Source organism: Actinomadura vinacea (assembly GCF_039532545.1).
GTDB classification, from domain to species: domain Bacteria; phylum Actinomycetota; class Actinomycetes; order Streptosporangiales; family Streptosporangiaceae; genus Spirillospora; species Spirillospora vinacea.
Genome location: NZ_BAAARW010000048.1, coordinates 53,296 through 79,942, shown reverse-complemented (window position 1 = coordinate 79,942; position 26,647 = coordinate 53,296). Strand labels below are relative to the sequence as shown.

Genomic DNA, 26,647 nt, shown 5'->3' with positions numbered 1-26,647 from the left:
CCCAGACTGAGGCCCGCCGTGTCGGCCAGCTCCCCGGTAGACCCGATACGGGGCGCGCGCCGGTATAGCCCAGACCCCCTGGAACGCCATGGAACAGCTACTCGACCTGTTTGACTTCGGTCCGTTCTTCGACAACATCGACGCGATCCTGGACGGCTTCTGGGCGACCATCCGGTTGTCCATCGCGGCCGGGATCCTGTCGCTCATCATCGGCATCGTCCTGGTGAGCTTCAGGGTCTCCCCGGTGCCGGTGCTGCGAACCGTGGGGACCGCCTACGTCAACGTCCTGCGCAACACCCCGCTCACCCTCGTGCTGCTGATGTGCAGCCTGGGGCTGAGCGACACCCTGCGCCTGGTCTTCTCCGAGGACTCCGGCGTCAACTACTACTGGTGGGCCGTGCTGGGCCTGTCGGGGTACACCGGCGCGTTCGTCTGCGAGGCGCTGCGTTCGGGCATCAACACGGTGCCGCTCGGCCAGGCCGAGGCGGCCCGGTCGATCGGACTGACCTTCAGCCAGTCGCTACGCATGATCATCCTGCCGCAGGCGTTCCGGGCGGTGATCGCACCGCTGGGCAGCATCCTGATCGCCATGATCAAGAACACCACGGTGGCGGCGGCCGCCAGCTACGCCGAGACCGCGGTCGTCATGAAGCAGTTCATGGACGACCCGACGTTCCAGGGCGGCGCGCTGCCGCTGTTCATCGGCGTCGCGGTGGGCTTCATGATCCTTACCCTGCCGACCGGGTTCTTCTTCGGCTGGCTGGCCAAGCGGACGGCGGTGGCGCGATGAGCAAGGAAGCGAACGTTCTGTTCGACGCGCCCGGACCGCGGGCACGCCGGCGCAACAACCTCCTGACCGCCGTCTCGGCGCTTCTGCTGCTCGCGCTGGTCACGGTGGCCGCGCTGCGGATGAACGACCAGGGGCAGTTCGCCTGGCGGCTGTGGAAGCCGTTCCTGAACGGCGACGTGTGGGCCAATCTGATCCTCCCCGGGCTGGGGAACACGCTGAAGGCCGCCGTCGTCGCCTCGGTCCTGGCCATCCTGTTCGGCGTGGTGTTCGGCCTGGCCAGGCTGTCGGACCACGCGTGGATCCGGGTGCCGGCGGGCGCGGTGGTGGAGTTCTTCCGGGCCATCCCGCTGCTGATCCTGATCTTCCTGGCGTTCTTCGTGCCGAACAAGGTCAGCCCGGTGATCGCCGAGACCCCGTTCGGCACCTTCCAGCGGGTCATGGTCGACACCTTCGGCGGGATCTTCGGGGTGGAGATCAACGCCGGCGTGATCACCGTCCCGGCCTTCGCGGCGGTGGTGTTCGGCCTGGTGCTCTACAACGGCTCGGTGCTCGCCGAGATCGTCCGGGCCGGGGTCAACTCCATCCCGAGAGGCCAGTCGGAGGCGGCCTACTCCATCGGCCTGCGCAAGAACGGCGTGCTGCGGCTGGTGCTGCTGCCTCAGGCGATCACGGTCATGATGCCCGCGATCGTGAGCCAGATGGTGGTGCTGCTCAAGGACACCGCGCTCGGCTTCATCATCGCCTACGGCGAACTGCTCCAGGCGGGGTTCAAGCAGGTCCCGGCCAACTACGAGAACAACGTCATCCAGGCCGGCATCGTCGTCGCGGTCGTCTACATCGCCATCAACATGGCGCTGAGCTCGGTGGCGAACCGGCTGGAGCGCCGCAGCCGGCGCAGCCGCAAGACGTCCGCCAAGACGATGGGCACGGGGACCGGGGCTCCACCCGCCCCAGGCGTGTCGATGGCGGGGGCGCCGGGCGGCCCCTGAGCGGGAACGCGCTGGACAGGAGGGGCCACCGGGATTCCGGTGGCCCCTCCTCATGCCATGCCCCGCGCGGCGGCGCGTCGCGGTCCACGGCGGGCGTGCAGGCACTCATGGAGCTCGCTGAGAGGGCCGCTGAGGCGACACGGGTGACACGGCGGCCCGGACGTGGGTTCAGGGACTGTTCGCCCCGTACCGGGCCGTCAGGCGCTCGAGCGGGCGGCGCGGGGGGACCTGAGCCGGGCCGTCACAGATTGCCAAGAAACACAGGATGTCCGTTTTTTCCACAGCCGTACCAACGTCCGCACATGCTCATCCCTGCCCCTTGTGAACGGGTTGTATCTTTCCGAGGTCAATGGCCCCGTCATGGCCCCAACGGATCCCCGTATGCGGGACGATTCGCGTATGACCGCTCGCGCGACCCTCCCCTACGGCTCCTGGCCCTCTCCGATCTCCGCCGCCGACGTCGCCCGCGGCCGGCTGCGACTCAGTTTCCCCACCGTGCACGACGGCGACGTGTGGTGGCAGGAGACCCGCCCGGAGGAGGGCGGCCGGACCACGGTCATCCACCTTCAGGGCGGTCACCGTACCGAACTCCTGCAGGCACCGTGGGACGCCCGCACCCGCGTCCACGAGTACGGGGGCCGGTCCTACCTGCCCGTCCGCACCGCCGAGGGGCCCGCGATCGTCTTCGCCAACTACGAGGACCAGCGGCTCCACCTCCTCGATCCGGGGGACCCCAAGCCGCACCCGCTCACCCCCGAGCCGGCCGTCCCCGGGGGGCTGCGGTACGCCGACTTCGCCCTCTCCCCCGACTCCACGGAGATCTGGTGCGTGTGCGAGGGGCACACCCCCGACGGCATCCGCCGCGCCATCGTGGCCGTCCCCCTGGACGGCAGCGCCGCGGCCAACGCCTCCGCCATCCGCGAGCTGGTCACCGGCGCCGACTTCTACGCCAACCCCGCCCCCTCCCCCGGCGGGGGCCACCTGGCCTGGGTGCAGTGGAACCACCCCCGGATGCCCTGGGACGGCACCGAGATCCGCGTGGCGGCGATCGAGGACGGGCAGACCGTCGCACCCCGGACCGTCAAGGGCGGCCTCACCGAGTCGGCGCTGGCCCCGCTGTGGCGCGACGATGAATCGCTTTACGTCATTTCCGACTGGCCAGGCTGGTGGAACATCTACCAGGTCGGCCTGCACGGGGAGTCGCCCCAGGCGCTCTACCCCGCGGAAGAGGAATTCGCGGGGCCCCTCTGGCAGCTGGGCGGCATGCCTTACGCGCTGCTGGACGACGGCCGCCTCGCGGTGCTGCACGGCGAGGGCGACCAGCGGCTCGGCATCTACGACCCCGAGACCCTGGAGCTGGTCGACCTGGAGGTGCCCTACGACGACTGGCAGCTCGCCCTGTCCGCCCACGGCTCCACCATCGTCGGCATCGCGGGTGGCGCGACCGTTCCGCCGTCGGTCGTGCGCATCGACACGACCACGGGCCGGGTGGAGGGCCTCCGGCGCGAACTGGCCGAACTCCCCGACGTCGCCTACCTTCCCAAAGCGCGCGCGGAGCAGCTCGAAGGCCCCTTCGGCCGGCCCGTCCACGCCTACGTCTACCCGCCGTCGAACCCGGAGTTCACCGGCGTGGAGAAGGAACTGCCCCCGTACGTGGTCTTCGTGCACGGCGGCCCCACCAGCCGCGTGACACGCGTGCTCAACCTGGAGCGGGCCTACTTCACCAGCCGCGGCATAGGCGTCATCGACGTCAACTACGGCGGCTCCACGGGTTACGGCCGCGCGTACCGCGAACGCCTGCGCCGCCAATGGGGCGTGGTGGACGTCGAAGACGCGGTGGCCGCCGCCAAGGCGCTCGTGGACGGCGGCATTGCGGACCCGCAGCGCCTGGCCATCCGGGGCGGCAGCGCGGGCGGCTGGACGACCCTGGCCAGCATCACCCAGACCGACGTGTTCAAGGCCGCCACGTCCTACTACGGCATCAGCGACCTGCAGAGCTTCGTGGAGGCCACGCACGACTTCGAGTCGCGCTATCTGTTCGGCCTGATCGGGCCCCTGCCCGGCTTCGAGCGCGCCTACGAGGAGCGCTCCCCGCTCAACAGCGCCGACCGCACGGCCTGCCCCGTCCTTCTTCTGCAGGGCATGGACGACCCGGTCGTCCCGCCTGACCAGTCCGAGCGTTTCGCGGTGGCGATGGCGGCCAAGAAGACCCCCTACGCGTACCTGACGTTCGAGGGCGAGAGCCACGGATTCCGGCGCGCCGAGACCGTCATCGCCGCCCTGGAGGCCGAACTCGCCTTCTACGGCCAGACGCTGGGTTTCAAGCCGCGAGGCGTGGACCCGATCGACCTGACCGTCGGGTGATCTTGTCAGCCTGGGCTGACAAATCGCAATTGTCAGCCTAGGCTGACAGCATGACCACGATGATGGAACTCGCCGAGGCCGTGGACAGCCGCGACCCCGCCACCGGCCTGGCCGCCGTCGCCGCCCTGCGCAGGCTCACGGACGAACTGGAAGCCCTCCACGTCGCCAACGCGCGCACCCAAGGATGGTCCTGGCAGGCCATAGCGTCCGCCCTGGGCGTGCGCCGCCAGTCCGTCCACAAGAAGCACGCGAGGCGCCTCGCATGATGACGCTGGCCGACTTCGCCCCCGCCGCCCGCCAGACCCTCATCCGAGCGGGCATCCAGGCCGAGGGCCCCACCCTCGGCACCGACCCACTCCTCCTGGCCCTCACCCAAGGCGGACCCGTCGCGGGCCTGGACCTCACCCTCACCACCCCGGGCGCCCCTGACCGCGCGCTACTGGCGACCCTGGGCATCGACGTGGACGAAGTCCACCGCCGCGCCTCCGAAGCCACCTCACTGCGCCTGGACGACCCATCCCTATGGCGGCTGCGGCGCTCGCCCTTCCTTCCCCTGCGCGTCACCCTGAGCGGCCCGGCCAAGCAGCTCACGTTCAACGAGGCAGGCCGCAAGACCCTGGAGGTGTCCCTCTGGTCCGCCCGCCGCCAAGGGCGCGCCCAGGCGACCAGAGAAGACCTCCTGTGGGGCCTCCTGGCCGACGCCTCCAACAACGCCGTCCAAACCCTTCACCGCCACAGAGTCGACGTCCGCGCCCTCTGGACCACCCTGAAAGCAGCCTGACGACTCAGCGGGCGAACTCGATCGCGCGGGACTCCCGGACGACCGTGACGCGGATCTGGCCGGGGTAGGTGAGCTCGCTCTCCACCTGCTTGGCGATGTCGCGGGCGATCACCTGGGCCTGGATGTCGTCGACCGAGTCGGGCTTGACCATGACGCGGATCTCCCGCCCGGCCTGCATCGCGAACACCTTCTCCACGCCCTCGTGCTTGTCGCGGGCGATCTCCTCCAGCCGTTCCAGCCGCTTGACGTAGGCCTCCAGCGACTCGCGGCGCGCGCCCGGGCGGCTGCCGCTGATGGCGTCGGCGGCCTGCGTGAGGACCGCCTCGACCGTACGCACCTCGACCTCGTTGTGGTGCGCCTCGATCGCGTGCACGACGTCCTCATGCTCCCCGTACCGCCGCGCGATCTCGGCCCCGATCAGCGCGTGGCTGCCCTCGACCTCGTGGGTGAGCGCCTTGCCGATGTCGTGCAGCAGCGTGCAGCGCTTGGCGAGCTCGACCGGCAGCCGCAGCTCGGCGGCCATGATCCCGGCGATGTGCGCCGACTCGATCAGGTGCTTGAGCACGTTCTGGCCGTAGGAGGTGCGGTAGCGCAGCTGGCCGAGGAGCGTGATCAGCTCGGGATGCATCTCGGTGACGCCCAGCTCGACGATGGCGTCCTCGCCGGCCCGGACGCACAGCTGCTCGACGTCGGCGCGGCTGCGCTCGTAGACCTCCTCGATCCGCTGCGGGTGGATCCGGCCGTCCAGCACCAGCTTCTCCAGGGTGAGCCGGCCCACCTCCCGGCGGACCGGGTCGAAGCAGCTCAGCAGGACCGCCTCGGGCGTGTCGTCGATGATCAGGTTGACCCCGGTGGTCGACTCGAACGCGCGGATGTTGCGGCCCTCACGGCCGATGATGCGGCCCTTCATCTCGTCGCCGGGCAGGTGCAGCACCGACACCACCGACTCGGCGGTCTGCTCGCTGGCCACCCGCTGGATCGCCAGCGTCACGATCTTGCGGGCGCGCTTCTCGCCCTCCGCCCGGGCCGCGTTCTCGATCTCCCGCGTGATCGGGATGGCCTCCCGCTTGGCCTGGTTCTCCAGGACGGCGACCAGCTCGCTCTTGGCCTCCTCGGTGGTGAGGCCGGCGGCGCGTTCGAGGACCTGGCGGCGCTCCTCCTCCAGCTCGCCCAGCTCACCGCGGCGGGTCTCCAGCGACCGCTTGGTCTCGGCGAGGCGGCCGGACCACTCCTCCAGGCGCCGGACCTCGCCGTCCAGTCGCTGTTCGCGTTCGGCGAGGCGGGCCTCCCTGCGCTCCAGGTCCTCGCGCAGGGTGCGCAGGTCCTCGCGGACGCCGCGGGCCTCCTCCTCCAGATCGCCGCGCGTGGCGCTGCCGATCCGCTGCGCCTCCGCCTCGGCCTCGGCGAGGATCTGCTGGGCCTGCGTCCGGGCCGCGGCCTTGATCTCGTCGGCGTCCCACTGCGCCTGGTCGAGTTCGCCCTTGTCGGGGCCCGCGGGCACGCCTGGGCGGCGCAGCACCACGATCACGAGAGCGACCAGGGTCACCAGTAGCGCGGCACCCAGCAGGACGCTCTCCATGAGGCAGACCTCTTCCTCGCTCGCGGGCCCCGTCGGGGATCGAAGCCCTGCTCTGCGAGGATTTACCCGCGTCCCGGCGGACCGCCGCACACCCGGCCACAGGGCACGGCACGGCAGCGCCCCGGGCCTGACCCAGTCGTCGGGCACTGCGCGGAACCGCCCGTGGCGTCATTCGACCTGCACTCGGTGATGGAACCGCCAGGCCGCGGCGAACCGCACCCGGCCCCTCCTCCGAGGTAGGCCAACGTCTGTCCTCTATGCCCCTCAGCTGTGCGAAAAAGGTCGGTCGTATGACAATCCGCGGTGCGCGGAGTAACTCCTCACTGCCGTAACGGTAAGCGGCATGGAGGTAATGAGCAAGCAAACCCCGGGCATTCCGGACTAACCGCGCCGATGCGTGAGGAACCCCTTACCGCCCCACGTAAGCCCGTGACCTGCCCGATCACAGTCAGGGAAGACCCGCCCCGGCGTCAGGCACCCCGGTCATTCCCCGGCGTGTCGCCCCGCCGTCACCCTCAGTCGAACTCCACTCCGTCCGGGAGCTCCTCGACCTCGGCGCCCTCCTCTTCGAGGACCTCGCGCACGACCCGGTAGGCCAGCCCCGGCGGATACCCCTTGCGCGCCAGCACGCCGACCAGCCGCCGCGTCCGCTTGGCCGGCTCCACACCGCGTGTGGCCGCCGCCTTCCGGGCGATCAGCCGCCGCGCGGTCTCCTCCTCCTGCTCGTCGTCGAGGGTCTCCACCGCATCACTGACGGTCTCCTCGGCCACCCCCCGCCGCCGCAGCTCGACCGCCAGCGCCCGCCTGGCCAACCCTCGCCCGGTGTGCCGCGACTGCACCCACGCCTGCGCGAACGCCTCGTCGTCGATCAGGCCGACTTCGGTGAACCTGCCGAGCACCTGCTCGGCCACCTCGTCCGGGACGTCCTTGCGCCGCAATGCCTCGGCCAACTGAGCCCGCGTCCGGGGCCCACGCTCAAGCAGCCGCAGGCAAACCTCCCGCGCCCACTTCTCCGGGTCCTCACGCCGCCCCCGTTCACCATCGCCCTCGGCCCGACTAGAGCGCCCCCTATCGCCCCTCCGCCGACCTTCGCGCGCCTTCACCGCACCCGAGCGGACCGCCGTCCCCTCCTCTTCACGCAGCCCCGCAGCCGCCCGCAAGGTCGAGTCGCCCGCCCCCTCGAAGGGAGGCCCAGCCCCATTGGGCGGGGAAACCATCTCCTTGGACTCCCCCGCGGCCCCCTGCGCGTCTTCGCGAGTCCCGGGCGAGACCGAGTCACGCCCCTCCGCAGCCGGGGGATCAGGCTTACGGGGCGCAGAAACCTCGCCTTCGGACGGCCCAGCGGATGTCTCCGAGTTTTCGCCGGGGTCGGGCTTGGTTTCGGGCAGGGGCGGCGTGCTGGAAGAGGCCGCGTGGCCGGGTGGGGTGCCGCTCGGCTCGTCCGCTGTGGTCCAGGCGTTGCGAGACCAGTCGGTGATGAAGGGGTTGGTGGCCGGTTCCTGAGCAGCCTCCCAGGGGAGGGGCTCCTCCCGTTCGGGCGGGTCGTCGGCCGACCAGGGATTGGGCGGGCGGGTCATGGGTGACCGCCCGGGTCCAGTGGAGCGGCGGCGCCATCGGGGAAGGTCCGTGCACCGGCCGGCGGCCGGTGACGGATAGGGCGCCGCCGCCCTGCGGACGAGATCATTCCCCAACCTTCGTCAAGAGTCACCCTGGTCGGCGGAATCACTGTCAGGAAGCACCCTTCCTCAGGAGTCTCCCGGCTTGGGGGTCTTGGCCTTGCGGGCGGTGGTGGTCGAGGCGGCACGGGAGGTGGTCGCGGGCGCGGCCGCCGGGGGCGGGGTGCTGGCGGCCGGGGCCGGCTCGGCCTCCTTGTCGAGCTTGGGGCCGATGCCCAGCTTCTCCTTGATCTTCTTCTCGATCTCGTCGGCCATGTCGGGGTTGCCCTTGAGGAAGTTGCGGGCGTTCTCCTTGCCCTGGCCGAGCTGGTCGCCGTCGTAGGTGTACCAGGCGCCGGACTTGCGGACGAAGCCGTGCTCGACACCGAGGTCGATCAGCCCGCCCTCGCGGGAGATGCCCTGGCCGTAGAGCAGGTCGAAGTCGGCGACACGGAAGGGCGGGGCCATCTTGTTCTTGACCACCTTGACGCGGACCCGGTTGCCGACCGCCTCGGTGCCGTCCTTAAGGGTCTCGATCCGGCGCACGTCGAGCCGGACGGAGGCGTAGAACTTCAGCGCGCGGCCGCCGGTGGTGGTCTCCGGGGAGCCGAACATCACGCCGACCTTCTCGCGGAGCTGGTTGATGAAGACCGCGGTGGTGCGGGTCTGGTTGATCGCGCCGGTGAGCTTGCGCAGCGCCTGGGACATCAGCCGGGCCTGGAGGCCCACGTGGCTGTCGCCCATCTCGCCCTCGATCTCGGCGCGCGGCACCAGGGCCGCCACCGAGTCGATGACGACGATGTCGATCGCGCCGGAGCGGATCAGCATGTCGGTGATCTCGAGCGCCTGCTCGCCGGTGTCGGGCTGGGAGACCAGCAGGGCGTCGATGTCGACGCCGAGCTTGCGGGCGTACTCGGGGTCGAGGGCGTGCTCGGCGTCGACGAACGCCGCGATGCCGCCCTTCTTCTGGACGCTGGCCACCGCGTGCAGCGCGATGGAGGTCTTGCCGGAGCCTTCCGGCCCGTAGACCTCGACCACGCGGCCGCGCGGCAGGCCGCCGATGCCCAGCGCGATGTCGAGCGAGATGGAGCCGGTGGGGATCACCTCGACCGGCGGTCGCGCCTCCTCGCCCATCCGCATGACCGAGCCCTTGCCGAACTGCCGTTCGATCTGGGCCAGTGCGGTCTCGAGAGCCTTCTCGCGGTCGTTCGCTGCCATGAGGTGTCCGTCCCTTTTTCCGTCGTTGCGGTGTCGGAGGCGACGCTACGGGGAGCCACCGACAGTTCCCGACCCCACGACTTTACCGAACATCCGTTCGATCATGGTCGTGGCCGCGGATTTGCCCGGGAATCTCCGTGCGGGCGACACTCAAGACCCGTACGCTGGCGCCGTCCACGGAGGGTTCCATCATGACGCTGACCGTCCTCTTCTGCGTCGACCCGCTCCGCCCCCGGCGCGTTGACCCCCACTTCGCCCGCGAGGCCGCCGCGGTGCGGGACCACTACGGCGAGATCGCCCTGATCGATCACGACGCGCTGCAGCACGGCGACGTCGAGGCGGCGGTACGGGCCGTTCCGCGTGATCTGGGACCCGTCTGGTACCGGGGCTGGATGCTGACGAGCGCCGAGTACGCGGCGATGGCCGGCTTCTTGAAGCGTCGCGGAACTCTGCTGCTCACGCACCCGGACGATTACCAACGGGCACATGAACTGCCGGGCTGGCACGACACCTTCGCGGGGCTGACGCCGCAGAGCGTGTGGCGCCCCCTCTCCCCTGGCGAGGACCCGGGTGACCTGGGGGAGCTGGTGCGCCCCCTCAGGGGCGGGCCAGGGGTCGTCAAGGATTACGTGAAGTCCCGTAAGCACGAGTGGAACGAGGCGTGTTTCGTCCCGGACGTGAAGAACCTCGCCCTGCTGCGCGGTGTCGTGGCCAAGATGATCGCGTTGCAGGACGAGTTCCTGGCGGGCGGCGTGGTCGTGCGGGAGTACGAGCCGTATGACGGGGAGGGCGAGGCGCGCGTGTGGTGGGTGGACGGCGAGCCCGCCCTGGTGGGTCCCCACCCCGACAGCCCGGAGCTGGAGCCCGACCCGCGGCTGGATTCGGTGGCCCCTTCCGTCCGGGCGCTCGGTTGCCGTTTCATAACGACCGACCTGGCGCGCCGGGAGGACGGCGAATGGCGCGTGGTGGAGGTGGGCGACGGCCAGGTCAGCGACCTGCCCTCCACCGTGGACCCGATGGACTTGTACGCCCATCTTCCGGTCCCCGACTGACCCCTCCCGCCATATTGATCCGTCCTGGCGGGAACGGGAAGCGTGTCCCTTCCGTCCGAGGATCGACCACCCCTAAGCTATGGCCTCGCAACCGAGAGTTCCCATTCCGTAAGGGCGCGTGCGCTCCGTGCCGTGGAACCGATCGGCTGCAAATCGCCTCGTTTCGAAGGACGTGTTCGCCTTGCCCCCACAGGAACAGAAGCGCCGGCTCAGCTCCCGGGCCGTCAAGATCGGGATGGTCGGCGCGCTGTCGCTGACCGTCGCAGCGTGCGGTTCGAAGACCACCACCGCCTGGTGTGTGGACCGTTACGCCCCCGCGGTCGGGAAGACCAAGGGCGGGTACCGGGTCGTTTCGGACTACTTCTGTGACAGCCGCGACGTCTCGCGCGGGACGGTCTCCTACGGCCGCTACTTCTGGTACTACGGCGGCAAGCGCGGCAGCGACGGCTACGTCTCCGGCGGCAGCTCGTACGGCCCCAGCAAGGGCAAGATCAAGACGAAGGCCGGGACGACGCTGAGCCGCGGCGGTTTCGGCGGCAGCGGCAAGAGCGGGAGCTGAAGGCGTGCGGCGAGAGCGTTCCGACCCGCGCGACGACTGGGCCGACAAGGTCGAGTCGCACGGCCTGGCGTTCCACCGCACGGCGCATCCGGCGCACCTGCCCCGCCCCTACTGGGACGAGTCGGTTCACTACGTCTTCGACATGGACGAGGTCCTGGCGCTCGAAGAGGCGGTGGAGGAACTCCACGGGATGTGCCTGCAGGTGGTCGAGCATGTGGTGACCACCGGCCGCTATCACACGCTGGGCATTCCCGATTGGGTCGCGCCGCTCATCGAGGAGTCCTGGCGTCGCGGCGATCCGCATCTGTACGGCCGGTTCGACCTCTGTTACGACGGCAAAGGCCCCGCCAAGTTGCTGGAGTACAACGCCGACACCCCTACGGCGTTGGTGGAGAGCTCCATCGTGCAGTGGTTCTGGCTGCAGGAGGTCTTCCCCGAGGACGACCAGTGGAACTCCATTCACGAGCGGCTGGTGGCCCGCTGGAAGGAGATCGCCTCTGGTCTGGACCACGACGGCTCCGCCCACTTCGCCTGGACCCATGGCGACGAGACCGGCGAAGAGGTCATGACGATCGCCTATATGCAGCAGACCGCCGAGGAGGCGGGCTTGCCAGGGCTTGCGATCGCGATGGAGGACATCGGCTGGGATCCGGCACGGAAGCGTTTCGTGGATCTCGACGAGGAGGAGATCCACACTCTGTGCAAGCTGTACCCCTGGGAGTGGATCGTCAACGAGCCGTTCGGCCGTAACATCCCGGCGACGCCCACCAAGTGGATCGAGCCGATCTGGAAGATGGTGCTCTCCAACAAGGCGCTGCTGGTGCTGCTGTGGGAGCTGTTCCCGGGGCATCCGAATCTGCTTCCCACCTATCTCAACACGCCGTCCAGCCTGACGGCGTACGTGCAGAAGCCGCTGCTGGGCCGGGAGGGCGCGAGCATGCGCATCGTCACCCCGGACGGCAGCGAGCAGCGCACCCAGGGCGACTACGGCAAGGAGGGCTTCGTCTTCCAGGAGTTCTGCGCGCTTCCCGAATTCGACGGGGAGCACCCGGTGCTGGGCGCCTGGGTGGTCCACGACGAGTCCGCGGGTCTCGGCATCCGCGAGACGGCAGGGCTCGTCACCGATGACACTTCGTCCTTCGTCCCCCACCGCATTCCGCTTTGAGCACTGCTTTCTCCCCTGTCACCCCCTGTTAGGCGTCCCGCTGCCGCTCCCGATGAACCGCGGCGGACGCGCGTTCCGCTAAGGAGATCCATGAACACCGACGAGAATCTCGGCCAGATCCTGCTGGACGGGACAGGGGCGCTGCTGGCCTACGCCGCGGTCGGCCTGGTGCTGTTCGTGGTCGGTTTCTACATGACCGACCTGGCCATCCCGGGCCGCCTGATCACGGTGATCCGGCAGCACCGCAACCCCAACGCCACGCTGCTGGCCTGCGCCTCGACGGTCGGGGTGGGCCTGATCGTGGCGGTCTCGATCTTCGCCTCGGGCGGGGACCTGCTGGAGGGGCTGACCCGCACGCTGGTGTTCGGCGCGGTCGGCATCGTCGCGATGACCGTGGCCACGCTGATCTTCGACCGGCTGATCGGGATCAGCATCAAGGAGCTGGCCGACGACGAGGAGGACCGGCTGGAGCCGGCGGCGATCCTGCTGGCGGTCGCCAACCTGATGATCGGGTTCGTCACCGCCGTCGCGGTCTACTGAGCGGCACGGTTCAAAGGGGCGGTCGCGGTTCGTCGCGCCGCCCCTTTGACATGCCGCGGGTGTGCCCGGAGAGCGTTCAGCGGAGGCGCTGGGGGACGTCGAACGTGGCGACGACCGCCTGCCAGACCTTCTTGGCGGATTCTCCGTCGGCGAGGGCCTGTTCGACGGTGCGGCCACCGAGTTCGGCCAGGACGTAGTCCTTGGCCACGCTTTCCGCGTAGCTCTCGCCGAACTGCTGCTTCATCCGATCCCAGAACACTGTGAGCCGCACACGACAACGCTATCCCAGCGAGTCGCTGACCTCGTCCGGAATGGACGGAGGTGCGCTGGGCCGGGCGCCCGTCACGTACTGGCGGTGGAGGCCGGTCAGGTAGCGTTCCACGCCTTCTATGACACGAGCCGTGCGGTACGACGGAAAGACGTCGAACGCGTGCTGGCCGCCCTGCATCTCGGCGTAGATGACCGGTGACGCGGAGGTTGCGCGCAGGCGTTCCACGAAGCGGCGGGCCTCCGCGACTGGAATGAGCGAGTCGTGGCTGCCGTGGACGACGAGGAAGGGGGGCGCGTCCTCCCGGAGGTAGTTCGCAGGGGACGCTCTGGCGTACGCCTCTGGCTCGTGGCGGAAGGGCTTCTTGACCACCATTCGTTCCATGAGGGCGGTCGCTCCCATGGGAACGGGCCATGGTCCCGGTTCGACGAGGTCGTAGACGCCGTAGAAGGGGACGGCGCCCTGGACGCTGGTGTCGACGTCCTCGAAGCCGGGTTGGAACTCCGGGACGTTGGCGGTGAGCGCGAGCATGGCCGTCAGGTGTCCCCCCGCGGATCCTCCGGTCACGCACAGGAACTCTGGGTCGGCCCCATACTCGGCGGCGTGCTCCCGGTACCACTTGAGGAAGTGCTTCAGGTCGATCAGGTGCTCGGGCCAGGTGGCGCGTGGGCTGAGCCGGTAGTTGACGTTGAAGCCCACCCATCCTTGCGCGGCCATGTGGTTGAGCAGGGGGAGCCCCTGTTCGCGCTTGTCACCGATGATCCAGGCGCCTCCGTGTATCTGCATGAGGCCAGGCCGCGGCCCCTTCTCCTCGCTGTTCGCCTCGGCGGGCAGGTAGACGTCCAGTTTCAGGCGCAGGCGGCCCTGCTCGTGGAAGACGACGTTGCGCCGGGCCTGCACGCCCCGGCGCGGGATGAGGCACAGCGGCGGGACGATGAGGTGGGTGAGCGGATAGCGCGGGGCACGTTCGGGGTCCAGGTCCAGGGGGACACCGCATTCCCTCAAGGTGACGACGGTGCGGCGGGCTCTGAGGATGGTGGCGATCGTGCCCGCCGTCCCGGCCGCGCCCAGGGCTAGGCCCGTCCAGCCCGCCCAGCCCTCCAGTCCCCCGTACGCGACCGTGGCCGCGATGCCCGCGGCTTCTGCCACTAGCAGGTGGGGCGCAAGCTCGGTACTGAGCCATCCGGAGAAGAAGCTCGGAAGCAGCAGCAGGGGGTGGCGCCGGGGGAACCTGGCGTTCAGCGTGAGCAGGAGGGCCGCCACGCCGATTGCGAGAAGGGCGTACGACATCAGGCTCGGCTCCTTGCGGGTGACCGGACCCCTCAGAATGACCCAAGCAAGCATTCGTTACAACGTGATGCGGGACACTCTGGCGCGTTCTGTCAGAGGCAGGATGCAGGATGGGGGGATGAGCGTTGACGTGCTCGAACGCTTCTCCCCGGCCACGCGGGCGTGGTTCACGGGGGCGTTCGCCGCGCCCACGGCGGCGCAGGCCGGCGCGTGGGATTCCATCTCCGGCGGCGACAACACCCTGGTCGTCGCCCCGACCGGTTCCGGCAAGACGCTGGCGGCCTTCCTGTGGTCCCTCGACCGCCTCGCGGCGGAGGCGGAGGCGGGGCCGCTGCCCGATCCCAAGCGGCGCTGCCGCGTGCTGTACGTCTCGCCGCTCAAGGCCCTGGCCGTCGACGTCGAGCGCAACCTGCGCGCCCCGCTCACCGGGATCCGCCAGGCGGCCCGCAGGCTGGGGCTGCCCGAGCCGGACGTGCGGGTCGGGATCCGCTCCGGCGACACCCCCGCCGACGAGCGCCGCCGGCTGGCGGCGCGCCCCCCGGACATCCTGATCACCACCCCCGAGTCGCTGTTCCTGATCCTCACCTCGCAGGCCCGCGACTCGCTGCGCGGGGTGGAGACGGTGATCGTCGACGAGGTGCACGCGGTCGCGGGCACCAAGCGGGGCGCGCACCTGGCGCTTTCCTTGGAGCGCTTGGACGCCCTGCTCGACCGGCCCGCCCAGCGCATCGGCCTGTCGGCGACGGTGCGGCCGGTGGAGGAGATCGCGGCCTTCCTCGGCGGCACCCGCCCCGCCACCACCGTGCAGCCGCCGTCCGACAAGGTCTTCGATCTCGACATCGTGGTCCCGGTCGAGGACATGGGCGCCGTGTCCACCCCCGGCGGGCAGTTCGCCGACGAGTCGGGCACGGCCGATCCCAGGCAGCGCAGCATCTGGCCCCATGTCGAAGACCGCCTGCTCGACCTCATCGAGGCGCACCGCTCCACTCTGGTCTTCGCCAATTCGCGCCGCTTGGCGGAGCGGCTGTGCGGCCGTCTCAACGAGCTGGCCTATGAACGCAGCGCCGGCCCCTTGCCGGAGAACCATGCGCCGGCCGAGACCATGGCGCAGGCGGGGGCGACCAAGGGCGCGCCCATCGAGATAGCGCGCGCGCACCACGGCTCGGTGTCCAAGGAGGAGCGGGCCGGCATCGAGGACGCCCTGAAGCAGGGTCGTCTTCCCTCGGTCGTCGCCACGTCCAGTCTGGAGCTGGGCATCGACATGGGCGCCGTGGACCTGGTGGTGCAAGTGGAGTCGCCGCCGTCGGTCGCCAACGGCCTGCAGCGCGTGGGCCGGGCCGGCCACCAGGTGGGCGCGGTCTCCAAGGGCGTCATCTTCCCCAAGTACCGGGGCGACCTCGTGCAGACCGCCGTGGTGGCCGAGCGCATGCGCGGCGGCGAGATCGAGGAGATGCGCTACCCGCGCAACCCGCTCGACGTCCTGGCGCAGCAGATCGTCGCGATGGTGTCGCTGGACGAGTGGACGGTGGACGGGCTGGAGTCCGTGGTGAAACGGGCCGCCCCGTACGCCACGCTCCCCCGCTCGGCGCTGGAGGCGACGCTGGACATGCTCGCCGGCCGTTACCCGAGCGACGAGTTCGGCGAGCTGCGCCCCCGCCTGGTGTGGGACCGCGTCACCGGAGTGCTGCGCGACCGTCCAGGTGCGCAGCGGCTGGCCGTCACCAGCGGCGGCACCATCCCCGATCGCGGGCTCTTCGGGGTCTTCCTCGTGGGCGAGAAGTCGTCCCGTGTGGGCGAGCTGGACGAGGAGATGGTGTACGAGTCGCGTGTGGGCGACGTCTTCGTCCTGGGGGCCAGCTCGTGGCGGATCGAGGACATCACCCCCGATCGGGTGCTGGTGTCGCCCGCCCCTGGACAGCCGGGCAAGCTGCCGTTCTGGCATGGGGACACCCTGGGCCGTCCAGCCGAACTCGGGCGCGCGCTGGGGGCGTTCACTCGCGAGCTGGCCGGTATGGGCGCCGACGCCGCGCGCGAACGCGTCAGCGCGGCGGGCCTGGACGAGTGGGCCGCCGCCAACCTCGTGTCCTATCTGGCCGAACAACGCGAGGCGACCGGCCATGTCCCGGACGACCGCACCCTGGTCGTGGAGCGGTTCCGCGACGAGCTGGGCGATTGGCGGATGGTCGTGCACTCCCCTCTTGGTGCGCGGCTGCACGCCCCTTGGGCGCTGGCCATCGCGGGCCGCCTGCGCGAACGTTACGGCGTGGACGCACAGGCGATGCACGCGGACGACGGCATCGTCATCCGCATCCCCGACATGGACGAGCCGCCCAGCCTGGATCTCGGTGTCTTCGACCCCGAGGACATCGAGCGCATCGTGGTGGACGAGCTGGGCGGGTCGGCGCTGTTCGCGGCGCGGTTCCGGGAGTGCGCGGCGCGTTCGCTGCTGCTGCCGCGGCGCCGTCCCGACAAGCGCATGCCGTTGTGGCAGCAGCGTCAGCGCGCGGCGCAACTGCTGGCTGTGGCGAGCAAATACCCCTCGTTCCCGATCGTTCTGGAGACGATGCGGGAGTGCGTGCAGGACGTGTTCGACGTCCCGGGGCTGGTCCAGCTGATGCGCGACCTGTCGGGCCGCAAGGTCCGCCTGGTCGAGGTGGAGACTCCGGAGCCCTCGCCCTACGCGCGCTCGCTGCTGTTCCACTACGTGGGCGCGTTCATGTACGAGGGCGATTCGCCGCTCGCCGAGCGTCGCGCCCAGGCACTGGCCCTGGATTCGGCTCTGCTGGCGGAACTGCTCGGGCAGGCCGACCTTCGCGAGCTGCTCGATCCGGCGGTGGTGGCCGACACCGAACGGGAGTTGCAGCGCCTGGCGGAGGACCGTCGCGCTCAAAACCTGGAAGGCGTCGCCGACCTGCTGCGCGGCCTCGGCCCCCTGACCACGGCCGAGGTGGCCGAGCGCACCGCCCTGCCCGGGCCGCCTGCTGAAGGCGTCTCCTCTGGTGATGGAGCGGCCCTGGCGTCGGTGTGGCTGTCGGACCTGGAGGCGACCCGCCGCGCCATCCGCGTCCGGATCGCGGGCAAGGAGCACTGGGCCGCCGTCGAAGACGCGGGGCGCCTGCGGGACGCCCTGGGGGCGCCGCTTCCGGTGGGTATCCCCGAGGCGTTCCTGGAACCGGTCGACGATCCGCTGGGCGATCTCGTCTCGCGTTACGCGCGCACCCACGGGCCGTTCCGGGCCGGGTCCGCCGCGGTCCGGTTCGGCCTGGGCCCGGCCGTGGTCGTCGAGGCGCTGGGGCGGCTGTCGGGCGCGGGCCGCGTGGTGGAAGGCGAGTTCCTGCCCGTCGAGGCGGTCTCCGGCCCGTTGACGACCGAATGGTGCGACACGGGCGTGCTGCGGACGCTGCGGCGCCGTTCGCTGGCCCGGCTGCGCGCCGAGGTGGAGCCGTCTCCGCCGGAGGCGCTGGGCCGGTTCCTGCCCGTGTGGCATGGCATCGCGGGCGGGTCGCGGCTGCGCGGCATCGACGCCCTCGTCCAGGCCGTCGAGCAACTCCAGGGGTCGGCGGTGCCCGCGTCGGCGCTGGAGTCGCTGATCCTGCCCGCCCGTGTTCCGGACTACTCTCCCGCCCTGCTCGACGAGCTCACCTCCGCGGGCGAGGTCGTCTGGGCGGGGCAGGGCGGCCTGCCGGGCGGGGACGGCTGGGTCTCCCTCCACCTGGCCGATACGGCGCCACTGCTCATGCCGGAGCCCGCCGAGATCACGCTGACGCCCGCGCACCAGGCGGTCCTCGACGCCCTTTCCGGCGGCGGGGCGCTGTTCTTCCGCACGCTCTCCGACCGCGTCAACGCGGAGGTCACGGTCAACGACCAGGATCTGGTCACCGCGGTCTGGGATCTGGTCTGGGCAGGTCGTCTCACCAACGACACCCTGGCACCGCTGCGTTCGGCCTTGGGGGCGGGCCGTCCGACGCATCGTTCCAGGACGACGCGTCGCGGACGGCCGGTTCTGCCTTCCCGTACGGGTCCGCCCACGGTGGCGGGGCGCTGGTGGCTGCTTCCCGAGCGGGAGACCCAGGCCACCCTGCGCTCGCACGCGCTGGCCGAGGCGTTGCTCGACCGCTATGGCATCGTCATCAGGGGCGCGGTGGCGGCCGAGCGCACTCCGGGAGGTTTCGCGGCCGTGTACCCGGTGCTGCGCGCGTTCGAGGAGAGCGGCCGTTGCCGCCGCGGGTACTTCGTGGAAGGGCTGGGGGCGGCCCAGTTCGCCCTTCCCGGTGCGGTCGACCGCCTGCGCGCGCTGCGCCCGTCCCAGGCCGCTCCCCGGGCCGACCCGTGGGAGACTCCACAGCCCGCGCGGAACGAGCGACGCGCCCTCGTGCTGGCCGCCGCCGACCCCGCCAACCCGTACGGCGCGGCCCTCCCCTGGCCGGAACGCGATGACGAAGTCGCCAGCGGCCACAAGCCGGGCCGCAAGGCCGGGGCGCTGGTGGTGCTCGTCGACGGCGCCCTGCTGCTCTATGTCGAGCGCGGCGGCCGGACCTTGCTCACCTGGGTCGACGACCCCGATTCGCTGCAACCGGCCGTGGACGCGCTGGCCTTGGCCGTCCGGGAGGGCGCCTTGGGCCGGCTGACGGTGGAGCGGGCCGACGGCGAGTCGATCAACAATTCCCCGCTGGCATCCGCCCTGGAGGCCGCCGGTTTCCACCCCACCCCCCGCGGCCTCCGCCTGCGCTCCTAGGCGGTGTTTCATCGCAGGTCCGCAAGGCACGCCCTTACGCGGCGGGGTGTCTGAGCGGGGCGCAGGAGTCGATGGCCGCCGGCCGTGGCGTGTCGCGGGGTTCGGGGGCGGTTCGGGTGCGGATCATCGGGACGGCGACGGCGCACACGGCAATGCCCGCCACGGAGAGCGGGGCGAGGGAGCCGCCGAACATCAGCCAGGCCCAGACCATCGTGGCGGGCGGGGTGAGGTAGAGCAGGGCCGAGATGCGGGCCACCCCGCCGCGCGCGAGGTTGACCCAGTACAGGCCGTAGCCGCCGAACATGGAGAGCACGATCAGCACGAGGACCGCCGCCCAGAAGGCGGGGTCGGCGGGCGGTGCGAGGGTGCCGGTCAGCGCGGCGAGCGCGGAGAAGCCGATCATGCTGACGGTGCCCTGGACCGCGAGCGCCTCGACGACGCCGATGGACGGCCGCGTGCGGCGTTCCAGGAGGGTGGCCCCGACCAGGGCGAGCATGGCGCCGATGGGGAGCGCGTACGCCCAGGCGGGTACGCCGGGGTTGGCGCCCAGGTCGCCGCCGACCACCAGCGCGACGCCCGCCAGCCCGACGGCCAGGCCGGCGATCTGCCGCGGCACGACGGTCTCGCCGAGCAGCGGGACGGCGAGGGCGACCGCGACGATGGGCTGGAGGGCGCAGATGAGGGCGCTGGTGCCGGCGGCGACCCCGTGCTCGGCGGCGGCGAACACGCCGTACAGGTAGCCCATCTGCCCGAACAGGCCGATCGCGGCGTGCAGGGCGAGGTCGCGCGGCGGGATCCGGCGGCGGCGCCAGGCCAGCCAGCCGGCCAGGAGCACGGCGGCGGGGATGAAGCGCCAGGCGAGCAGCGTCGTGGCCGGTGCGCTGCCGGATCCGAGGGCTGCGCCGATGAAGCCGGAGCTCCACATCACCACGAAGGCGCCGCCGAGCAGGGCGTCGGTGCGACCGTTACGCATCATGACCTCCAGACGTATACATACCGGTATAGCTACTACGGTAGCTATACCGGTATGTATACTGAGCGGGTAGTCACTGGGAGAGGTTGGTCACAGAATGTCCGCCACAGCTCGGGAACGCCCGCTCACGCCGGCCGGGCGCCGCGTTCTGGACGTCGCCGCCGCGCTCTTCTACGAACGCGGTATCGGACAGGTCGGCATGGAACTCATCGCCGCGGAGGCGGGCGTCACGAAGAAGACCGTGTACGACCGCTTCGGCTCCAAGGAGGCGCTCATCCTCGCCTACCTGCGGACCCGGGACGAACGCTGGCGCGCCTTCCTCAACGAACGCCTGGCGGCGGCGGACGACCCGCGCGACCGCATATTGGCCACGTTCGACGCCATAGGCGAATGGCTGCGCACCAACGGCAGCCGGGGCTGCTCCATGGTGAACGCGTGCGCCGAAGTCCCCGACCCGGGCCATCCGGTGCACCTGACGGCCGCCGAGCAGAAGGCCTGGCTGCGCGGCCTCTACGTAGAGCTGGCCACGGAGGCGGGTTACGACGACCCCGCGTCCCTGGCGGACCGGCTGATCGTCCTGCACGAGGGCGCGGTCGTCATGTTCAGTGTGGGCCGCATGGCGCACGCAACGGACACCGCCCGAGACACGGCCGACCTCCTGCTCCGCTAACGCCCCGCGAAGTCATCAGGTACCGCTCGAGCGCGCTACCTGGCCGGTGGTGCGATGCCGAAGGCGAGCGTCATCGGCCAGATCGCGAAGCGATGTCGCGCTCGCACCAAGCACGGTCAGGGTGCGAGCCGCCAGGCGAGCCCCTGGGCCGGGATTGAATAAACACAGCGCCCTAACGGCGACGGCCTCGGACGAGGGAGATGAGGCCGCGGAGAGCTCGTTCGTCCAGGGAGCCGAAGGGGTTGTCGTGGACGACGTAGGTCCACGTGGACGACGGCCGTTTCAACCCGACCGCGGCCAGGTCGACCCCCTCCTCCGTGGCGGTGAGGGTCGCGAAGTCCTCGGTGGCCCGGTCTTGGGAACGCGCGAGGAGCTTCTTCCCCGCGGGCACGGCCTCGCGGTTGAACTCGACGATCGGGTCCAGGCCGCGGCCTAGTGAACGGAGGTGGATGCCTTCGCGAAGGTCGGCCAGGTAGGCGAGGTGCTCGGCCCAGCAGCGGTCCATGTGGAAGAGCAGGAGCAGGCGGGCGGCCTCGTTCACCGCGTCCGCGCCCGCGATCCCCGCCAGTTCCTCGTGGTGGGACGGTTCCCGCGCGGCCATCAGCTCACCGGCCCCCTTGCCGCGCAGCATGCGGTCGCGTTCGGCGAGGAGCTCGCGCCGCTGCAGGCCGATGATGTGGTGGTACCGCCAGGTGTTGCGGTGGATCTCCACGTCGACGCCCTCGGCGACCCGCTGCGCGTGCCCCACGAGCCAGTGCGCGCCCTTGTCCCCGATCCTCCCCTCGTCGTCGGCCGACGGCCCGCGCCGACCGCCCGGCTTCTCGTCCGGCGCGTAACGGGTGACGAGGTCGTCCTCCAGGCTGGTGAAGAACACCGACCCGCCGGGGTCGCCCTGGCGGCCGGCGCGCCCGCGCAGCTGGTCGTCCAGTCGGCCGCTGTGGTAGCGGCCGGTGCCGATCACCAGCAGGCCCTCGGTGACGCCCTCGCCCAGCCGGATGTCGGTGCCGCGGCCCGCCATCTGGGTGGAGACGGTCACGGCGTCCCGTTCCCCGGCACGGGCGATGATCGCGGCCTCCTCGGCGTCGTTCTTGGCGTTCAGCACGACATGGCGCAGTCCCGCCCGGTCCAGCCTCCTGGACAGCCGCTCGGACGCGGCGACGTCCAGGGTGCCCACCAGGACCGGGCGGCCGGCGGCGTGCGCGGCCTCGATCGCCTCGATGATCGCGACCTCCTTGTCGGCGCCGGTCGCGTAGAGCCGGTCGGGCTCGTCCACCCGCACCCGGGGGCGGTTCGGCGGGATCACCGCGATGTCCAGCTCGTAGAACTGCCGCAGCTGCCCCGCGACGCCGAGCGCGGTGCCGGTCATCCCGCAGCGCACCGGGTAGCGGCCGATCAGCTCCTGGACGGTGATCGAGTCGAGGATCTCCCCGGTGGGCGAGGCGTCGAGGGCCTCCTTGGCCTCGACCGCGGCCTGCAGCCCGTCCGGCCAGCGCTGCAGCAGCGCCACCCGGCCGCGCGACCCGCTGATCAGCTTCACGGCGCCGTCCCGGACGATGTAGTCCACGTCGCGGTGCAGCAGCGCCTCGGCGTGCAGGGCCACGTTCACTGCGGTGAGGACGTCCAGCCGGTCGGGGGCGTAGAGGTCGACGTCGAGGGCCCGCTCCACCTCGCGCGCCCCGGCCGCGGTCAGCCCGACGTTGCGCGCCTCCTCGTCGGTCGTGTAGTGCACACCCGGACGCAGCCGCCTGACCAGCTCGGCATAGGTGGGATCGGCGGCGCCGGAGCCGGTCGCGCCGGCCAGGACCAGCGGCACCATGGCCTCGTCCACGAGCACCGAGTCGGCCTCGTCGATGAGGGCGACCTCGGGCTCGGGCAGGACGATCTGGGACGGGTCGGTGGCCAGCCGGTCGCGCAGCAGGTCGAAGCCGACCTCGCTCACGGGCGCGTAGGCGACGTCGGCGGCGTACGCGGCGCGGCGCTCATCGGGCGTGGACTCCTGCCCGACCCACCCGACCGTGACGCCCAGCAGCGCGTAGAGCGGCCCCATCCACTCGGCGTCGCGCCTGGCCAGGTAGTCGTTCACCGACATGATGTGGACGCGCCTGCCGCGCAGCGCGTGCCCGGCGGCGGCCAGCGCGCCCGCCAGGGTCTTGCCCTCGCCGGTCGCCATCTCCGCGACGTGCCCGGACAGCAGGGCGAGGGTGCCGAGCAGTTGCACGTCGTAGGGCCGCTCCCCCAGCGCCCGGCGCGCGGCCTCGCGGCCCGCCGCGCACAGCTCCGCCGGGTCGTCGCGGCCGTTGCGGGCCGCCTCGGCCAGCTCCGCGTCCGCGAGGTCCCGCATCCGCGGCTCCCGTTCGCCCGCGGCGGCGACCACCTGCTCGTACGGCCCGAGGTCCACGCTCCCCGGACGCTGCAGCACGCGGCGCAGCCGATCACGCAAGGCCATGAATCAACTCCCCGGCATCTCGACGGACGCGGCCGTCGGAACGGACGCCCCTCCATGATCCCAGCGCCCCGCACCTGCTCGTCCGGTCGGGCGGAGCCCGGTCCCGGCCCGGCCCGGCCCGTCCGAACGATCAGGAGGCCCGCTTCGCCGCGACCAGGAGCAACGGTGTACCTGAAGGACGACGGCACGCTCGACCATGGCGGGCTCGCCCGCGAGCATGGTGCCCGTTCATCGGGACGCCCTCGCCACGACCGACCTCAGCCCGCTGGACCGTCCTTGCGTCCACGCCCATGATCACCCCGACGTCCCCCTGCGGACTCTGCCGTGCTGTGTACGGGCGCTGGCCTACACGGCCGGGTACCTGGGTTTATGAGACCTCGGCAATAGGTCTGACGACGATTTCATCCCTGCGGCGGATCCCCGGACTCGGCCCTTCCTGCCATGATCAGGGCATGGGGTTGCGGTGGCGATGTGGTCACCGCGGAACGGGGAAATCGCCATGACACCGACCACACGGTGGGCCGCCGCTCAGCGGCGCAAGCGTCAGGTCATCAACCAGACGGTCATCGACCGCGCCCTGCGCGATCCGCGCCGGGTCCACGCGTCCTCTTCCCGGACGCCCGCGCGCACGCACGCCACCACCACGACCGCCAAGTAGCCACCGTCCCGTCCGGGCGACGCCGCCCGCGCCGGTGGCGTCGCCCGTCCACACCGTCCAGAACGGCTCGGGCACTTCAGGTGGAGAAGACCTCGTCTCGGGCCTGTTCCAGGGCGGCGTGCAGGGCTCCGCGTAGGACGGAGTTCCCCTCCACCTCGGTCACCGCTATCCGGGGACGGGTGGGGCTGATGCGTCCCACGGCCTCCTCGATGCGGCTTGCCAGGGGGCGCCCGCCGGCGTGGCCGAGCCGTCCGGAAAGCACCACCAGGCCCGGGTCGAGGACGATGTTGACCGACGTGACGCCGTAGGAGACGCGGTTGGCGAGCTCGTCCAGGAAGGCCCCGCCGCGTTCCTCGTCGGCGACCGCCGCGCGGACGCATTCGATCGCCGTCGGCTCGTGGATGCCGTGGGCGTGCGCGAGGCCCCGCACGGCGTCCGCTCCGACCAGCGACCCGTAACCGCCGGCCAGCGCCGGGATGTCCCAGGTGCTCGACTCGGTGACGCCCTCCTCGCCTTTGCCCGGGCGGGCCTTGCCCACCGGGAGGGGCGCCCCCGGGACGGGCAGGTAGCCGATCTCCCCGGCGCCGCCCGACCGGCCGCGGTGCAGCCGGCCGCCCAGCATGATCGACAGTCCCATGCCGCGGTCGAGCCACATGAGGGCGAAGTCGTCGGCGTCCTTGGCGGCGCCGTAGGCGCGCTCGGCGATGGCGGCGAGGTTGGCGTCGTTCTCGATCGTGACCGGGCGGCGCAGGTCGGTGCGCAGCGCGGCCAGGACGCCCTCGTGCCAGGCGGGCAGGTCGAAGGCGAACTGCACGTCCCCCGACCGCGGGTCGACGACGCCGGGGCTGCCGATGACGAAGGCGTTGAGCCGTTTGAGCGCGACCTTGGCGGACCGGCATGCCTTGGCCACGGCGCTGTGGACGAGCTTGACCGGGTCGTCGGCGCCGTTGGGGTCGGCGGTGACCTGGGTGAGGAGGGTGCCGGTGATGTCGGCGACGCCGGCGGTGACGCCGTCCGGGCCGACCTCCAGGCCGGCGACGTAGGCGGTGGAGGGCACCACCGCGTAGAGCGCGGCGTTGGGCCCGCGGCCGCCCGCCTGCTCCCCGGCGACCTCGACCAGGCCGCGCTCCTCCAGCCGGGAGAGCAGCTGCGAGGCGGTGACCTTGGACAGCCCGGTGTGCTCGCCGATCTGGGCGCGGGTCAGCGGTCCGCGCCTGACGAGGAGGTCCAGTGCCGCCCGGTCGTTGAGCTCACGCAGCAGCCGGGGGGTCCCTGGGCGTTGGGCCATGCTTGGCGTCCCCTCGAAGTCTCAATCCGCTAACGGCCGCTAACGGACGTTTTGTTTAGGAAAGTTTCTTGTTAGTTTACAGCAAGCGTCCCACCGCCCCGGTGAACGGCACGGACGCAGGCGACGCACCGGCCGGCGGGCCGGGCACTCCGCGGACGAGACGCGGCCAGGAGGGGGCATGGCTGGACCCTAGACGGTCCCGCCCCTGGCCACCGCATCCGTCCCGGGAAGCCCGGCCCGCGCGGCCGCTGCCGGAAAAGGAGACCCCCTTGAAGATCGTGAGATTTGCGGCCCTGGGCGCCGCCCTGGCGATCGGCCTGTCCGCCTGCGGTGGCGGCGGCGACGACAAGAACAGCTCCACGGGCAAGGACCCAGCGAAGATCACCGCGTGGTTCATGGGCGCCGCCAACGAGCCCCAGGACAAGGTCCTGGCCCAGGCCAAGGCGGACTTCCAGAAGCAGCACCCCAAGACCGACGTCCAGGTCGTGTACGTTCCCTGGCCGGACGCCACCAAGAAGCTGCAGGACGCGCTCAACACCGGCCAGGGCCCCGACGTCGTGGAGATCGGCAACGACCAGGCCGTGACCTGGGCAGCCCAGGACGCCCTGGCGGACGTGACCAAGATGTACGGCCGCTGGACCGAGGGCAAGGACGTCGTCAAGGGATCGCTGGAGCTCGGGCAGCTCGACGGCAAGACCTACGCGGTGCCGTGGTACGCGGGCGTGCGGGTCGTCTGGTACCGCACCGACCTGTTCCAGAAGCACAAGGTGCAGCCGCCCAAGACCTGGGACGAGCTGAAGGCCGCGGCCAAGAAGATCCAGGACGCCGAGGGCGGCGACGTCGACGGCATCGCCGCGCCCAGCGACTTCACCAACGGCTTCGCCAGCTTCCTGTGGGGCGCGGGCGGCGACATCGCCGCCAAGGAAGGCGGCAAGTGGGTCGCCAAGCTGGACACTCCCGGGTCCAAGCAGGCGATCCAGTTCTACACCGGGCTGGTCAAGGACGGCGTCGCGCCGAAGAAGTACATCGGCGTGAACGAGCTGGCCGGCCCGCAGCGCGACTTCGCCAACGGCAAGCTCGCGATGTACATCGACGGCGCCTGGACGCTGCCGCAGATCGAGAAGATCAGCAAGAAGTACACGCCGAAGATGGGCGCGTTCACGATCCCGACGCCGACCGGGCAGCTCGGCCCCGCGTTCGCGGGCGGCTCGCACCTGGCGGTGTGGAAGGACGGAAAGAACCAGGGCGTCGCGTTCGACTACCTGACCTCGGTGACGAGCAAGAAGAACGCCAAGGCGTTCGCCGACGGCCTGAAGTTCTTCCCCCAGTTCAACGACCTCCTGCAGGGCGGCGGCTACGGCTCCGACCCGGTGCAGGGGCCCGCGTCGCGGCAGATGGCCAACGTCAAGGGCTCGCCGAAGACGGCGAACTGGACCGAGGCCGACATGAACAAGAAGATCATCCCGACCATGCTCAAGGAGATCATGAACGGGACGCCGCTGGACCAGGCGGTCGCCAAGGCCAACAAGGACCTGGCCGACACGCTCAACCAGAGCTGACCCTCCGGCACGCCCTCCGGGCGCACGCCCGCGCGCGTGCGCCCGGCCGACCACCCCGCGCAGATCTC

Annotated in this window: 21 protein-coding genes; 13 read left to right on the top strand and 8 right to left on the bottom strand. The window is 71.0% G+C overall.

Features of this window, described 5'->3' with window-relative positions:
* Positions 1–88 precede the first annotated feature (88 nt).
* The 5 genes from ABD340_RS46090 (at position 89) to ABD340_RS46070 (ending at position 4,924) form a co-directional block, all read left to right on the top strand.
* Positions 89–790 carry an amino acid ABC transporter permease gene (locus ABD340_RS46090; protein WP_344598321.1) on the top strand — a complete coding sequence of 234 codons (702 nt, stop codon included), beginning with the start codon at positions 89–91 and terminating at the stop codon, positions 788–790.
* Positions 787–1,779 carry an amino acid ABC transporter permease gene (locus ABD340_RS46085; RefSeq protein ID WP_344598319.1) on the top strand — a complete coding sequence of 331 codons (993 nt, stop codon included), beginning with the start codon at positions 787–789 and terminating at the stop codon, positions 1,777–1,779. Before ABD340_RS46090 ends, ABD340_RS46085 begins: the two co-directional genes overlap by 4 nt.
* 399 nt (positions 1,780–2,178) lie before the next feature.
* Entirely contained in the window at positions 2,179–4,143 is a 1,965-nt protein-coding gene (locus ABD340_RS46080; RefSeq protein WP_344598317.1) for a S9 family peptidase, read from the top strand.
* Between the two features lie 50 nt (positions 4,144–4,193).
* Positions 4,194–4,409 carry a helix-turn-helix domain-containing protein gene (locus ABD340_RS46075; protein ID WP_344598315.1) on the top strand — a complete coding sequence of 72 codons (216 nt, stop codon included), beginning with the start codon at positions 4,194–4,196 and terminating at the stop codon, positions 4,407–4,409.
* Positions 4,406–4,924 carry a hypothetical protein gene (locus ABD340_RS46070; RefSeq protein WP_344598314.1) on the top strand — a complete coding sequence of 173 codons (519 nt, stop codon included), beginning with the start codon at positions 4,406–4,408 and terminating at the stop codon, positions 4,922–4,924. Before ABD340_RS46075 ends, ABD340_RS46070 begins: the two co-directional genes overlap by 4 nt.
* A gap of 4 nt (positions 4,925–4,928) precedes the next feature.
* Here ABD340_RS46070 and rny read toward each other — a convergent pair whose 3' ends face one another.
* The 3 genes from rny to recA all read right to left on the bottom strand — a co-directional run bounded on the left by rny (position 4,929) and on the right by recA (position 9,376).
* A complete protein-coding gene (gene rny, locus ABD340_RS46065; RefSeq protein ID WP_344598312.1) occupies positions 4,929–6,503 on the bottom strand; it encodes a ribonuclease Y in 1,575 nt (524 codons plus the stop codon).
* Between the two features lie 515 nt (positions 6,504–7,018).
* Positions 7,019–7,606, bottom strand: a complete 588-nt coding sequence (locus ABD340_RS46060) for a regulatory protein RecX (RefSeq protein WP_425547548.1) — start codon at positions 7,604–7,606, stop codon at positions 7,019–7,021.
* Positions 7,607–8,248: 642 nt separating this feature from the next.
* The gene (gene recA, locus ABD340_RS46055) at positions 8,249–9,376 is read right to left on the bottom strand and encodes a recombinase RecA (protein WP_344598310.1); all 1,128 of its coding nucleotides are present in this window, start codon (positions 9,374–9,376) and stop codon (positions 8,249–8,251) included.
* 191 nt (positions 9,377–9,567) lie between these two features.
* On the opposite strand from recA, the gene ABD340_RS46050 reads away from it, so the two are divergent.
* The 4 genes from ABD340_RS46050 (at position 9,568) to ABD340_RS46035 (ending at position 12,692) form a co-directional block, all read left to right on the top strand.
* Positions 9,568–10,428, top strand: a complete 861-nt coding sequence (locus ABD340_RS46050; RefSeq protein ID WP_344598308.1) for an ATP-grasp domain-containing protein — start codon at positions 9,568–9,570, stop codon at positions 10,426–10,428.
* A gap of 181 nt (positions 10,429–10,609) precedes the next feature.
* Positions 10,610–10,987 (top strand): hypothetical protein, encoded by a 378-nt coding sequence (locus ABD340_RS46045; RefSeq protein ID WP_344598306.1) that lies wholly within the window; start codon positions 10,610–10,612, stop codon positions 10,985–10,987.
* Between the two features lie 4 nt (positions 10,988–10,991).
* Positions 10,992–12,152 carry a glutathionylspermidine synthase family protein gene (locus tag ABD340_RS46040; RefSeq protein ID WP_344598304.1) on the top strand — a complete coding sequence of 387 codons (1,161 nt, stop codon included), beginning with the start codon at positions 10,992–10,994 and terminating at the stop codon, positions 12,150–12,152.
* Positions 12,153–12,242: 90 nt separating this feature from the next.
* The gene (locus ABD340_RS46035) at positions 12,243–12,692 is read left to right on the top strand and encodes a DUF350 domain-containing protein (RefSeq protein ID WP_344598303.1); all 450 of its coding nucleotides are present in this window, start codon (positions 12,243–12,245) and stop codon (positions 12,690–12,692) included.
* A gap of 76 nt (positions 12,693–12,768) precedes the next feature.
* Here ABD340_RS46035 and ABD340_RS46030 read toward each other — a convergent pair whose 3' ends face one another.
* Both ABD340_RS46030 and ABD340_RS46025 read right to left on the bottom strand, forming a co-directional pair.
* Positions 12,769–12,963, bottom strand: coding sequence for a DUF3046 domain-containing protein (locus ABD340_RS46030; RefSeq protein ID WP_344598301.1), 195 nt, complete (start codon positions 12,961–12,963; stop codon positions 12,769–12,771).
* A 9-nt stretch (positions 12,964–12,972) separates the two neighbouring features.
* On the bottom strand, positions 12,973–14,250 hold the full coding sequence (locus ABD340_RS46025) for an alpha/beta hydrolase fold domain-containing protein (protein ID WP_344598299.1): 1,278 nt from the start codon (positions 14,248–14,250) through the stop codon (positions 12,973–12,975).
* A 118-nt stretch (positions 14,251–14,368) separates the two neighbouring features.
* Between ABD340_RS46025 and ABD340_RS46020 the strand changes: the two genes are divergently transcribed.
* On the top strand, positions 14,369–18,985 hold the full coding sequence (locus tag ABD340_RS46020) for an ATP-dependent helicase (protein ID WP_344598298.1): 4,617 nt from the start codon (positions 14,369–14,371) through the stop codon (positions 18,983–18,985).
* A 34-nt stretch (positions 18,986–19,019) separates the two neighbouring features.
* Here the strand turns inward: ABD340_RS46020 and ABD340_RS46015 are convergent, their stop codons facing one another.
* Positions 19,020–19,961: a DMT family transporter gene (locus ABD340_RS46015; protein ID WP_344598296.1), complete on the bottom strand. Its 942-nt coding sequence runs from the start codon at positions 19,959–19,961 to the stop codon at positions 19,020–19,022.
* 94 nt (positions 19,962–20,055) lie between these two features.
* On the opposite strand from ABD340_RS46015, the gene ABD340_RS46010 reads away from it, so the two are divergent.
* Entirely contained in the window at positions 20,056–20,628 is a 573-nt protein-coding gene (locus tag ABD340_RS46010) for a TetR/AcrR family transcriptional regulator (protein WP_344598295.1), read from the top strand.
* Positions 20,629–20,800: 172 nt separating this feature from the next.
* On the opposite strand, the gene secA2 is transcribed toward ABD340_RS46010, so the two are convergent.
* The gene (gene secA2, locus ABD340_RS46005) at positions 20,801–23,074 is read right to left on the bottom strand and encodes an accessory Sec system translocase SecA2 (RefSeq protein ID WP_344598294.1); all 2,274 of its coding nucleotides are present in this window, start codon (positions 23,072–23,074) and stop codon (positions 20,801–20,803) included.
* A gap of 499 nt (positions 23,075–23,573) precedes the next feature.
* Here secA2 and ABD340_RS46000 point away from each other — a divergent pair, with 499 nt between their 5' ends.
* Positions 23,574–23,732: a hypothetical protein gene (locus ABD340_RS46000; RefSeq protein ID WP_344598293.1), complete on the top strand. Its 159-nt coding sequence runs from the start codon at positions 23,574–23,576 to the stop codon at positions 23,730–23,732.
* A 76-nt stretch (positions 23,733–23,808) separates the two neighbouring features.
* Here the strand turns inward: ABD340_RS46000 and ABD340_RS45995 are convergent, their stop codons facing one another.
* A complete protein-coding gene (locus tag ABD340_RS45995; RefSeq protein ID WP_344598291.1) occupies positions 23,809–25,020 on the bottom strand; it encodes an ROK family transcriptional regulator in 1,212 nt (403 codons plus the stop codon).
* Positions 25,021–25,298: 278 nt separating this feature from the next.
* Between ABD340_RS45995 and ABD340_RS45990 the strand changes: the two genes are divergently transcribed.
* Positions 25,299–26,579 carry an extracellular solute-binding protein gene (locus ABD340_RS45990; RefSeq protein ID WP_344598495.1) on the top strand — a complete coding sequence of 427 codons (1,281 nt, stop codon included), beginning with the start codon at positions 25,299–25,301 and terminating at the stop codon, positions 26,577–26,579.
* Positions 26,580–26,647: the final 68 nt, after the last annotated feature.

Excerpts from the sequence above, each read along its gene's own strand:
- ABD340_RS46090 (WP_344598321.1), top strand. The coding sequence starts at position 89 with ATGGAACAGCTACTCGACCTGTTTGACTTCGGTCCGTTCTTCGACAAC.
- ABD340_RS46085 (WP_344598319.1), top strand. The coding sequence starts at position 787 with ATGAGCAAGGAAGCGAACGTTCTGTTCGACGCGCCCGGACCGCGGGCA.
- ABD340_RS46080 (WP_344598317.1), top strand. The coding sequence starts at position 2,179 with ATGACCGCTCGCGCGACCCTCCCCTACGGCTCCTGGCCCTCTCCGATC.
- ABD340_RS46075 (WP_344598315.1), top strand. The coding sequence starts at position 4,194 with ATGACCACGATGATGGAACTCGCCGAGGCCGTGGACAGCCGCGACCCC.
- ABD340_RS46070 (WP_344598314.1), top strand. The coding sequence starts at position 4,406 with ATGATGACGCTGGCCGACTTCGCCCCCGCCGCCCGCCAGACCCTCATC.
- rny (WP_344598312.1), bottom strand. The coding sequence starts at position 6,503 with ATGGAGAGCGTCCTGCTGGGTGCCGCGCTACTGGTGACCCTGGTCGCT.
- recA (WP_344598310.1), bottom strand. The coding sequence starts at position 9,376 with ATGGCAGCGAACGACCGCGAGAAGGCTCTCGAGACCGCACTGGCCCAG.
- ABD340_RS46050 (WP_344598308.1), top strand. The coding sequence starts at position 9,568 with ATGACGCTGACCGTCCTCTTCTGCGTCGACCCGCTCCGCCCCCGGCGC.
- ABD340_RS46035 (WP_344598303.1), top strand. The coding sequence starts at position 12,243 with ATGAACACCGACGAGAATCTCGGCCAGATCCTGCTGGACGGGACAGGG.
- ABD340_RS46025 (WP_344598299.1), bottom strand. The coding sequence starts at position 14,250 with ATGTCGTACGCCCTTCTCGCAATCGGCGTGGCGGCCCTCCTGCTCACG.
- ABD340_RS46020 (WP_344598298.1), top strand. The coding sequence starts at position 14,369 with ATGAGCGTTGACGTGCTCGAACGCTTCTCCCCGGCCACGCGGGCGTGG.
- ABD340_RS46015 (WP_344598296.1), bottom strand. The coding sequence starts at position 19,961 with ATGATGCGTAACGGTCGCACCGACGCCCTGCTCGGCGGCGCCTTCGTG.
- ABD340_RS46010 (WP_344598295.1), top strand. The coding sequence starts at position 20,056 with ATGTCCGCCACAGCTCGGGAACGCCCGCTCACGCCGGCCGGGCGCCGC.
- secA2 (WP_344598294.1), bottom strand. The coding sequence starts at position 23,074 with ATGGCCTTGCGTGATCGGCTGCGCCGCGTGCTGCAGCGTCCGGGGAGC.
- ABD340_RS46000 (WP_344598293.1), top strand. The coding sequence starts at position 23,574 with ATGACACCGACCACACGGTGGGCCGCCGCTCAGCGGCGCAAGCGTCAG.
- ABD340_RS45995 (WP_344598291.1), bottom strand. The coding sequence starts at position 25,020 with ATGGCCCAACGCCCAGGGACCCCCCGGCTGCTGCGTGAGCTCAACGAC.